This window comes from Frankia nepalensis (genome assembly GCF_016786325.1).
In the GTDB taxonomy this organism is placed as follows: Bacteria; Actinomycetota; Actinomycetes; order Frankiales; family Frankiaceae; genus Pseudofrankia; species Pseudofrankia nepalensis.
Map to the genome: position 1 here is coordinate 46,114 of NZ_JADWYU010000247.1, position 9,847 is coordinate 55,960.

Here is a 9,847-nt window from a genome sequence, read left to right on the forward strand (position 1 = left end):
CTGCGACGGCTGCGAGCCGTCCGGACCGGGCCGTCGAACTGTTCACGCGGGGCATCACCTGGCTGCGCGACGGAGCGCCTGTCACAACGGCGCGTCCCGCGCATAGGCGGCGCGCAGCTCGTCCACGAGCCAGCCGACCTGCAAGGGGCGCGACGTGCGTGCCGGTGGAGGCGCCGTGGTCCTCGGCCGGCCCGCCAGCGCGGGCAGCAGGTCTGGCGGGATCAGCGGCGGGCCGGTGACCGTGGTCGCCTCCGGGTCGAACGGCGCCGACTCCGCCGCTGACCGCGGCGGCAAGCTGTCCCCGGCGACATCCGGCCCGTGGCCTTGGGCTGGGATGCCCAGCGATGACGAGACGTCGAGAACCGTCGGTTCGGGCACCGTGTCGTTGGCGACGCCGCGTACCGGGCCGGGCACGTCATCGTCCTCGTCCGGTCTGGCGGTCAGGCCGTCCGTGGCCGAGACGTCCAGCGTCACCGGGACCGGGGCGGCGTAGGTGGTGACGACGAGTTGTCGGCGCATCCCGCTGATCGATCCGGCCGCGTCGACGACGGCGAGCAGCTTGCGCTGTACCTCTCGAACGGTGGGCCGTCGCGCCGGGTCGTGGACGACCATGCCGGCGAGCAGGTCGGTCAGCTCTTCCGGCACACCCGACAGATCCGGCTCGACGGCGGGGTCGGTGATCTCCCTGATGAGCGCGGGAATGGTCCGGGGCTGGTAGAGGGTGTGCGCGGTCGCGGCGTAGACCAGCGTCGCGCCGAGCGCGTAGACGTCGGCCGCCGTCGTGATGGCGGTACCGCCGGTTGCCTGCTCCGGCGGCAGGTAGGCCGGGGTGCCGATGATGGCGCCGGAGGCCGTGTTCTGCCCCGCCTGGCCCTCGAGGACCGCGAGCCCGAAGTCGATGACCTTCGGGCCGTCCGGGCCGAGCATGACGTTGTGTGGTTTGAGGTCGCGGTGCAGCAGCCCGACGCGGTGCAGCTTGTCGAGCGCATCGGTCAGCGTCATCCCAAGGACCGCGACCAGCACGCCCGCCAGCGGGCCGTCCTGCTCGACGTGCTCGCGCAGCGTCTGGCCGGGCACGTACTCGAAGGCGAGCCACGGCGGGTCGTCGTCCATCCCGTCGGCCTCGAACCGCGCGTTGCGCGACCCGTAGACCAGCCGCAACGTCTGGATCTCCTCGGTGAACCGCCGCCGGATGTCATCCCCGCCGAGCAACTCAGGCTTGATCACCTTGAGTGCGACGTGTTCCCCGGTCGCTGACCGGGCGAGGTACACCCGCCCCATTCCGCCAGCGCCTAGCCGCGCCACCAGCCGGTACCCGCCGATCATGCTCGGGTCTGAGGGCAGCAGCGACTCCACCCATGCCCCCCTCGGCCACGCCAGGTAGCAACCGCATACCTGGTCGGAGCATTGGAGTCTTCCATATGATCGTATTGATGCCTAGACGGGCCAGATGTGCACCTAGCGACGTCCTAGGGGTTCCCGCGTGCAGCACAACGTGATAGCCACGTTGCGTCGTCTCGCTCCCATGGATACGGGTGCGCCGCTAGGTGTGTCGACCGGTAGCTTGCGCCAACCACATCGAATGGTGTGAGACGCAGAGGCCGGCGTCGGGGCAGCGGACAGCGAAGAGCGGGGGAGACGGTGGCGGACGTTGTTCGTCTCTGCGAGTGGGGCGGTCCTGGTGAGGAGGCGACCGCGATCTACCTGCGGGACCACCTTCCGGCCAGCTGGACGGTCGTCTGTGGCCGGCAGATCGTGAGCGGCACGAAGACCCGTGATTCGGACTTCATCGCCGTCGGGCCGAGCAGCGTCATCCTCATCGAGGAGAAGTCCTGGCACGGCCAGCTCAGCGGCACCGAGGAGCGCTGGTACGACCGGAAGACCCGCAAAGTGCTGGGCAGCCCGGTCAGCCAGGTCAACGGAGTTGCCCGCCTGCTCGCTGGTCGCCTCGAGAAGGTGGTCCCCGCCAAGGGGCGCCCCGGTGTACACCTCGTCCGACACTTGGTGGTGCTCTCATCGTCGGACGTGCAGTACGACATCGCCGACTCGCGGGTCGCCGACCAGGTCGTCCGCCTCGTCGGCTGTGAGCGCAAGCTGCTTGAGATCGACAAGACCATGCGCACGCAGTTCGACCTGGCTCCGTTTCGTGCCCAGATCCTCGCGCTGGTCACGGGCCTGCCGGACCGGCCGGCCCGCCCGGCCATGCTCGGCGACTACACGATCGTCGAAGAGCTCGACGCGACACCGCGCGGGCCCCGATACGTGGGAATGCACCGCGACGGCAGCGCGCGGATCCTGCTGACCTATCTGCGCCGGGGACTGTCGGAGAAGGAGCTCGCCGCCAGCGACCAGGAGGTCCTGCGCGAGTACCACGCGATGCGCAAACTCGCCCCGACCGGCGTCGTGTTCCGGGTCGACCCGTACTTCGGCGTGGATGACGACCAGATGTGGGTCGCGCCGATGGGCTTCCCGCCGCCGGAGCTGCGCAACCTGCGGGAGAAGGTAGTCGGCGGCGAGCGGCCGACGGCGGCGGTCTTCACCGAGGTCGCGGCCCATGCGTACGAAGCGCTGGCTGCCGTGCACGACGCGGAGATCGTGCATCGCGCGCTGCACCCAAGCAGGATCTTCATCCCGGAGACCCACAACCAGGTGACCTTCTCCGACTTCCTGCTGGCGAAGTTCACCGGCCACAACGTCACGATCACCGACGTCGACGAGATCGACGACCTCGGTCGCCCGTTCCGGGCACCCGAATGCCGCGCCTCGGCGCACGCCGCGACCGAGCGGTCTGACATCTATTCCCTGGCCCTGTGCCTGCTTGCCTGGCTTCGTCTGGACAAGGCGGACCCGGACGGGATTCCGCCCATCCCCGCGGCCCTGCCGGACCCGGTTCGCGCGGTGCTGGCCGATTGCCTCCGGCCGAACCCGTCCGGCCGGCCGACGGCCCACGAGGCCGCCGAGGCCTTCGCCGGCTACCTGCGCCAGGAGCGGCGACGGCCGGTCCGCCCCACCGCCGGGGCGAAAGTCGACAAGTACGAGCTTGTCGAGGCGCTGGGCGCCGGGGCGAGTGCGACCACCTGGTTGATGATCGACCGGCGGATGGACATCCGGCACACGCTGAAGATCATGCATGCGGCGGGGACGCAGGACAGGCTGGCCACCGAGCTGAAGAACCTCCACAAGCTCAAGCACGACCGGATCGTGCGAGCGACCGACTACCTGCTGCAGCCCTTCGGCCCGGCGCTGATCGCCGAGTACGTGGCGGGGCAGACGGTCAAGAAGCTTGCCCCGACGCTGCGTGGCAACGCGGGCGCCTGCCTGAAGATTTTGCACGACATGCTTGATGCCCTCGAGTACGTGCACCAGCGGGGTGTGGTGCACCGGGATGTCTCGCCGAACAACATCATCGTTGATGCGGACGACCGGGCGACTCTGATCGACTTCGGTGTGGCTTCCGACGCCGCCGATCGCAGCATCGTCGGAACGCTGCCGTACCAGGCGCCGGAGATCGCCGCCGGCAAAGCCTGGACGGCCGCGGCTGACCTCTACTCCCTCGCTGTCGTCTGCTTCGAAGCGCTGACCGGTCGCCTGCCCTACAGCGACGACGGCCGCTCCCAGGACAAGTACACCCTCGTCCGGCCCACAAACGACGAGATCGCGGCCGCCGGCGGGCTGGCGCTGCTCGAGGTCCTGCTGCATGGCGCCAGCGACAGCGCCGAGACGAGGTTCGGCTCAGCCGCGGCGTTCCGCGACGCGCTCACCCACAGCCTCGCGCAGGAGGCCGCCGCGCCGGTCACGCTGCCTGACGATGCTGCGCATACTCCCGAGTTCCAGCGGCCTGTCGGCCCGGAGACGGCGCCTGCCCTGCGTATCAACCCGACCGTCGACGACATCCGCCAGCTTTTCCGCAACAGCCGGCTCGGCAACAGCGGCAACCGGGGGCTCGACTCGCCGTTCGCCGACCAGACCTACGTCACCACCAGGCTCGACGACCAGCTCGCCCCGAGGATCATCGGCGGCCGGCCCCGGCTCGTCGTCTTCAGCGGCAACCCGGGCGATGGCAAGACGGCGTTCCTCGAGCGTCTGAGCGGCACTCTGCTCGCCAAGGGCGCGATCGAGCAGGCCCGCGACGCCGCCGGCTGGCGGATCGCGTTGGCTGGCCACGAGTTCGCATCCGTCTACGACGCCAGTGAGTCCCACGAGGGACTTTCCGCGGACGAGCTGCTGCGCCGGGCTCTCGACCCGCTGACCGACCCGGCCAGGGCCGACCGGTACACCGCGCTGATCGCGGCGAATGATGGGCGCATCCTCGACTTCCTCGAACGCGAGGCGGCCCGGTACCCCGAGATCGCCGCCCTGCTCAGCGGCGGTGCCGGCGCGGCCGCCGAGCAGGCAGGTGTCCTCCGGATCGACCTGAAGAACCGGTCCATGGCCTCGGCCGGCCCCGCGGCCGGTTCGCTGACCGTCCGGATGCTCGACGCCCTCCTCGACACCGAGCTGTGGTCCACCTGCGCGGGCTGCCTCGCCGAGCCGCGCTGCCCGATCGCGCGCAACGTCACCGAGTTGCGCGACGCTCAGGTGAAGGACCGGCTGCACCGCCTCGTCCTCACCTCGCACCTGCGCCGTGGCCGCCGTCCCACGATCCGCGACCTACGCTCCGCGATCGCCTACCTGGTGACGGCCGACGTCGGCTGCGGCGACGTCCACCGGGAGTTCGAGGCTGGCGAGCTCAGTCTGGCCACGCCAGACCGGCATTTCAGCGCCTCAGTGTTCGACGATGTGGGCGGGCACGACCGCCTTCTCGGCGAGTGGCGCCTCCTGGACCCGGGCAGGGTCGCCGCCCCGCGGGCGGAGCGCCTGCTCGCTCCGCAGGCGCGTACCGCCGACGCGATGAGCCGCGCGAAGCGCCACTTCTATTTCACCGCCCCGGCCGAACAGCTCGCCGCCGTCGGCCACCTTGGCCCGTACCGCCATCTCGACACGTTCACCGCGATCCTCGCCGGCGGGCCGACCGACGCGGCGCTCGAACCGCTGTTGCGCGGGCTGTCCCGCTGCATTGGCCCGGTCGGCTACGACGGCGCGGGGGTAGCCGTCTCCGTCGGCGAGCCCGCGGAAGACGGCGGAGCGGTCGTGAAGATCCTGCCCGCCACGGAGTTCCGGATCGAGACACGCCCGCCCGACGACAGCTACGTCGAGGCCACGGCCGACGCGTTCACTCTTCGCCACAGTGGCGGCCAGGCGGCGCTGACCGTCGACATCGACCTGTTCGAGCTGCTCATGCGGGCCGCCGCCGGCTACCTGCCGACCAACGCCGAGGCGACGCCGCTGCTCGAGGAGCTGGGACTGTTCCGCTCACGCCTGACCCTCCAACGGGCGCAGAAGGTCATCGTCATTGAGCCGAACGGCCGGCGTAACGCCATCGACAAGACGGGCACGACGATCGAGCTGCTGGGAGCCGAGCGATGAAGCTCTACCCGCCAAAGGACCTGCGCTCGTACTCGTTCGAGAAGCTATCCGGCTACGAGCTCAACGACTTCGATGTCGACCGCTTCCTGCCGGTGCTCTTCCAGCTCGTCGTCACCCGAGGCTGGGGCCTGGGCCGGTCGGACGCGCAGCCCACCGAGGCCGCCCGCTACATCGAGGAGCTCGCGCGTCATCCGAGCATGCGCGGCTTCGACAACGAGCACGGCCGCGCGGTGCTCGAGCAGTGGGTCAACACGACGGTGGTCCGGCTCGGCTACGAGGGCCGGGGCCGGCGCGAGATCCAGCTCGCCGCGGTGCAGCCGATCCACATCGGCGCCTACCGGGCCGGCCTGCCGGTCGAGGGCACCCGGCATCGCAAGGTCCATCTGGTCGTCCACCGGCTGCTGCGCGACGCATTGGAGCGGCGCGGTCACCAGAACCCGGCCGAGGCGTTGCGCGAGCTGTTCCTTCACGCCTTCGGCGATGGTGTGACGATCTCCCACGAGGGCGTCCCCGCGTTCGACGGCACGACCGCCACTCTCGACGCGAACGTCCTGCTCTCTCTGTACTACCTCGAGGCTTTCAGTGCCGGCCGGCCCCTGAAGGTGTCCAGGCGCCCGCTTGACTGGGACCCAGTCATGCCAGGGGTGATGGTCGACCTCGGCGACCAGCTGCTCGACTTCCTGTCCGTCTATCAGCGTGGGCTGCCCACGATCGCGCTGGCCCACCACCTGGCGGCGCTGGTGAACCTGGGTCTGTTCACCACGTCGTTGCGGCTGTTTCACCTGGTCAACGACGTGACCCGCGGCGGGAGTGACCCCGCCGACTTGGCCGCGGACCTCCCCACCGCGCAGACCGAGATCTATGTCGACTTCACCCGGCAGCTCGGCGGCGACTCCGACCGGCTAGCCGGCGAATGCGTCGACCGCGACCTGGAGCGCCTGCCCACCTATCTCGAGGGCATGCTGCTGCTCAAGACCCTCGACCGTTACGGGCGCAACGAGGCACGGCTCCGGCACTACATCGAGCACAAGACCGGCCCGGACTGGCTGCGGGGGCTGCTAGCGATGCGTGCCGATCCGCTCGTCGAGCTGCGCGCCGGCTTCGAGCTGGAGCAGATCGTCACGGAGACCGCCAAGTACAACGACTGCACCGCCGACGAGGCCCGCGCGGAGATCGAACGAGCGACGCCCAGCGACGGGCAGCTCGACCAGGTGGTGGCGGCGATCCGCGAGTCGCAGAAGGCAAACGCGATGAAGAGCGCCCGGGCGTGGTTCTGGAACACCGGGGGAATGCGCAAGCAGGCCGGCCTGCTACGCGGCAATCAGCGTGGCAAGCAGGCCTGGCGCTACGCGATGACCGACGAGCTGCTCACCACCCTGCTGCTGAGCACCCTCGTCGACCGCGACACCGGCGAGGCGCTGCCGAGGATGCGGCTCGGGACTCTGCTGGAGAGGTTCGAGGCCGACTGGGGGCTGCTGATCGCCCGGCCGCCCGCGGGATACGCGGACGCGGCGTCCCGGGCGGTCGCGTCCGCGAACCTCACCGCCTTCACCGGCCGACTGCGTCAGATGGGTTTCTTCTCCGATCTCTCGGACGACTTCAACGCCCAGTACGTGACTAATCCGCTGATCGCGGCCGGAGCACACCGATGACCAATCTCAGCCCCGCGCTGGCCGCCAGGGTCGCCGCCCTGCTGGTGCGCGACTTCCTCCGCACGGCCACCGCGGGCCGCTGCCTGCGTCTTGACCACCTGTACGAGAGCGATTGCCATGGCATCCGCGACGTGGCCCGGGCCCAGCTGCCGGCCTCGTCAAGCGGCGCCGTACCTGTCCAGATCGCCGTGCTGGGGGCCGAGAACCGGGCCGACGACACGGTGATCTCGCCGGAGCGGGCCATCGAGCTGCGCAACCGCAAGGCGTCGGCGCTGCTGCTGCTGGTCCCCGCCGGAGCTGACAGCCCGACCGCGAGCAGCCTGGAGAACTCGTTTGAGTCCATCGATCTCGAACTGATCCTCCGAGCGATCCTGCGCGACCTCGTCGGCCACCTCCCGCGCGCGCAGCGCGAGCTGTACGACCAGGTGCTGGCGGCCCAGTCGGGCAGGCCGCGGGTCTTTCCCCTCTCCAAATAGGCACGCGCCGAGTACGTACTCGCCCTCGCCGCGGCCGCGGAGGCGGAGGCGGACGGTGAGGCCGAGCAGGTGCCGCGGGCCGCTGGAATGAACCTGCATCTGCTAGGCCTGATCCCCGACCTGGGTGGCGCGTCGTTCATCGACCGCCTCGCCGACAACGCGGCGTGCGTCGCGGCGCTGGTCAAGCCGGGCCGTTCCCAGGACGACGCCAGCACGCGGCTGCGGAGCTGCCCGCTGCGGCAGGACGACGCCGCCGCCTACCGGGCGATCGAGCGGTTCGTCGTGGCCGTGCCGCGGCTTTCCGACCGAGCCTGGCTGCGAACGCTCGCCGACCCGCGCCACCGCGCGCTGACCTTCGAGCGCTGGCCGCTCAATCCTTCGACGGACAGCGACCTGCTCTCGCTGTATGTTGACCCGTTCGCGGTCAACGGCATCATCCCCGCCTCCACCGGACTGCGCGACTCGCGGGACGGGACGCTGCCGTCCTGCTCGGCGAAGGGTGGCTTCATCAAGGTCACTTGGACGACCGAACCGGGCCGGCCGAAGGAAGTCGCCAAGTGGAACGTCGAGATACTCCCGTCCGAGGACTACTACGGCCCAGAGACCGACTTCGACGTTGACCTGCCACATAAGTCCCCGAAGGGGACGTTGCGGGCGTGCAAGCTCACCATCAACCTTGACTCGGAGGACGTCGAGCGGGCTCCCAAGACGGTCGTGGTTCGTATACAAGCCCTGGACCGGAACGGCCAGGTGCTCCGGCTCGCCGACGGCGAGCTCGCTCAGGCAACTAGCCAGGAATTCCTTCTTGACGCCACCCCACCGTCGGAAAGCACGACAGTGCGCCGGGAGAGCGCGTCGTCCCTGCCGATCGCCCGCCTGCGGGCGGTACTAGCCGGCGCCGAGGCGGAGACTGAGTCCAGCGAGGGCTGGCAGGAATCAGATCTGGCCTACCTCCAACTGCGGTTCAGTCGTAGCCATGCCAGCCGGCTCGCGCTAAGCATCCCGTTGCGTGAGCTGGAGGCGCGGAATCCGTCAACATGATTGGGACAGTGTTGTCTAGAAATTAGTTACCGGTCGTGTCTGGCTCTGCTGGCTGGTCTTCCTCCTGCTGGGGCCGGTTGATCCAGGCTGGCTGGGGCAGCTTCGGTGGAGTCGGGGGTCGGCGGACGAACCGTTCGGGGTGGGCGGCGTAGGCCCCGTCGAGGACGCGGGCGCGGGTCTCGCGGACGAGGGCCGCCTCGCCGTGGTGGACGGTCGCCGGGGTGAGCAGGCCGATCCCGGAATGTCTGTGTTCGTTGTTGTAGTAGTCGAAGAAACGTCGGCACCAGGCTCGGGCGTCGGGCAGCGTCGCGAACGAGGCCGGGAAGTCGGGCCGGTATTTCAGTGTCTTGAAGTGGGCCTCCGAGTAGGGGTTGTCGTTCGAGACCCGGGGTCTCGAGTGGGATCGGGTGATCGCGAGGTCGGCGAGCAGGAGCGCGACGGTCTTCGAGGTCATGGACGTGCCGCGGTCGGCGTGGATCGTCAGCTGGTCAGGGTTGACGGCCTGTTTCTCGCAGGACGCGGTGATGAGGTCCTCGGCGAGTGCGGCGGATTCCCGGTCGGCGACCATCCAGCCCACGACGTAGCGGCTGTAGACGTCGATGATGACGTACAGGTAGAAGTAGCTCCATTTCTTCGGGCCACGCAGTTTCGTGATATCCCAGCTCCAGACCTCGTTGGGTCTGGCCGCGACGAGCTCGGGTTTGACATGGGCCGGATGGGTCGCCTGACGGCGGCGTTCGCCGGTCTCCCCACGCTCGGCCAGGACGCGGTACATCGTGCGCGGCGAGGCCAGGTAGACGCCCTCGTCGAGCAGCGTCGCCCAGACCTGGTCCGGCGAGGCGTCCACGAACCGCTCCGAGTGCAGCACCTCGACCAGGTGCTCGCGCTCGGCCGCGGACAGCGCCGACGGCTGGCGGCGTTCCTTCTGCGGGATCGGCGCCGGACGCGGCGGGGCCGGGCTTTTCCGGTGCCGCCGGTAATGCGTCGCCCGCGCCCGGCCCAACGCGGCGCAGGCCGCGCTCACCGACACCTTCCCGACGAGACTGGAAAGACCTTCCTCGACTATCCGTTCCGCCTGTTCGGCGAGTTCGGGCCGTCGGTGGTCCCGGGCATGCCCTCGGAGAGCTTCTCCAAGAGCAGTCATGGCGGCGTGCCGCCACCCTTTCGGAATGAGAATTTGCTACCGGTTCCGGTGGCAGCGACAGCCGTGAT

The 9,847-nt window shown here is 69.6% G+C and carries 6 protein-coding genes; 4 read left to right on the forward strand and 2 right to left on the reverse strand.

Annotation, left to right across the window (positions count from 1 at the left end; all coding sequences use genetic code 11):
- Positions 1-81 precede the first annotated feature (81 nt).
- On the reverse strand, positions 82-1,356 hold the full coding sequence (locus I6A81_RS38385; protein ID WP_203001905.1) for a serine/threonine-protein kinase: 1,275 nt from the start codon (positions 1,354-1,356) through the stop codon (positions 82-84).
- Between the two features lie 285 nt (positions 1,357-1,641).
- On the opposite strand from I6A81_RS38385, the gene I6A81_RS38390 reads away from it, so the two are divergent.
- From I6A81_RS38390 to I6A81_RS38405, 4 genes are all read left to right on the forward strand, one after another.
- On the forward strand, positions 1,642-5,466 hold the full coding sequence (locus I6A81_RS38390) for a protein kinase domain-containing protein (protein WP_203001904.1): 3,825 nt from the start codon (positions 1,642-1,644) through the stop codon (positions 5,464-5,466).
- Positions 5,463-7,118, forward strand: coding sequence for a methylation-associated defense system protein MAD7 (mads7, locus tag I6A81_RS38395; protein WP_203001903.1), 1,656 nt, complete (start codon positions 5,463-5,465; stop codon positions 7,116-7,118). Before I6A81_RS38390 ends, mads7 begins: the two co-directional genes overlap by 4 nt.
- Complete coding sequence (locus I6A81_RS38400) at positions 7,115-7,594, forward strand: hypothetical protein (protein ID WP_203001902.1); 480 nt, start codon at positions 7,115-7,117, stop codon at positions 7,592-7,594. The genes mads7 and I6A81_RS38400 overlap by 4 nt, the downstream gene beginning before the upstream one ends.
- Before the next feature lie 69 nt (positions 7,595-7,663).
- Complete coding sequence (locus I6A81_RS38405) at positions 7,664-8,635, forward strand: hypothetical protein (RefSeq protein WP_203001901.1); 972 nt, start codon at positions 7,664-7,666, stop codon at positions 8,633-8,635.
- Positions 8,636-8,657: 22 nt separating this feature from the next.
- Here I6A81_RS38405 and I6A81_RS38410 read toward each other — a convergent pair whose 3' ends face one another.
- Positions 8,658-9,779, reverse strand: a complete 1,122-nt coding sequence (locus tag I6A81_RS38410; protein WP_285222845.1) for an IS3 family transposase — start codon at positions 9,777-9,779, stop codon at positions 8,658-8,660.
- Positions 9,780-9,847: the final 68 nt, after the last annotated feature.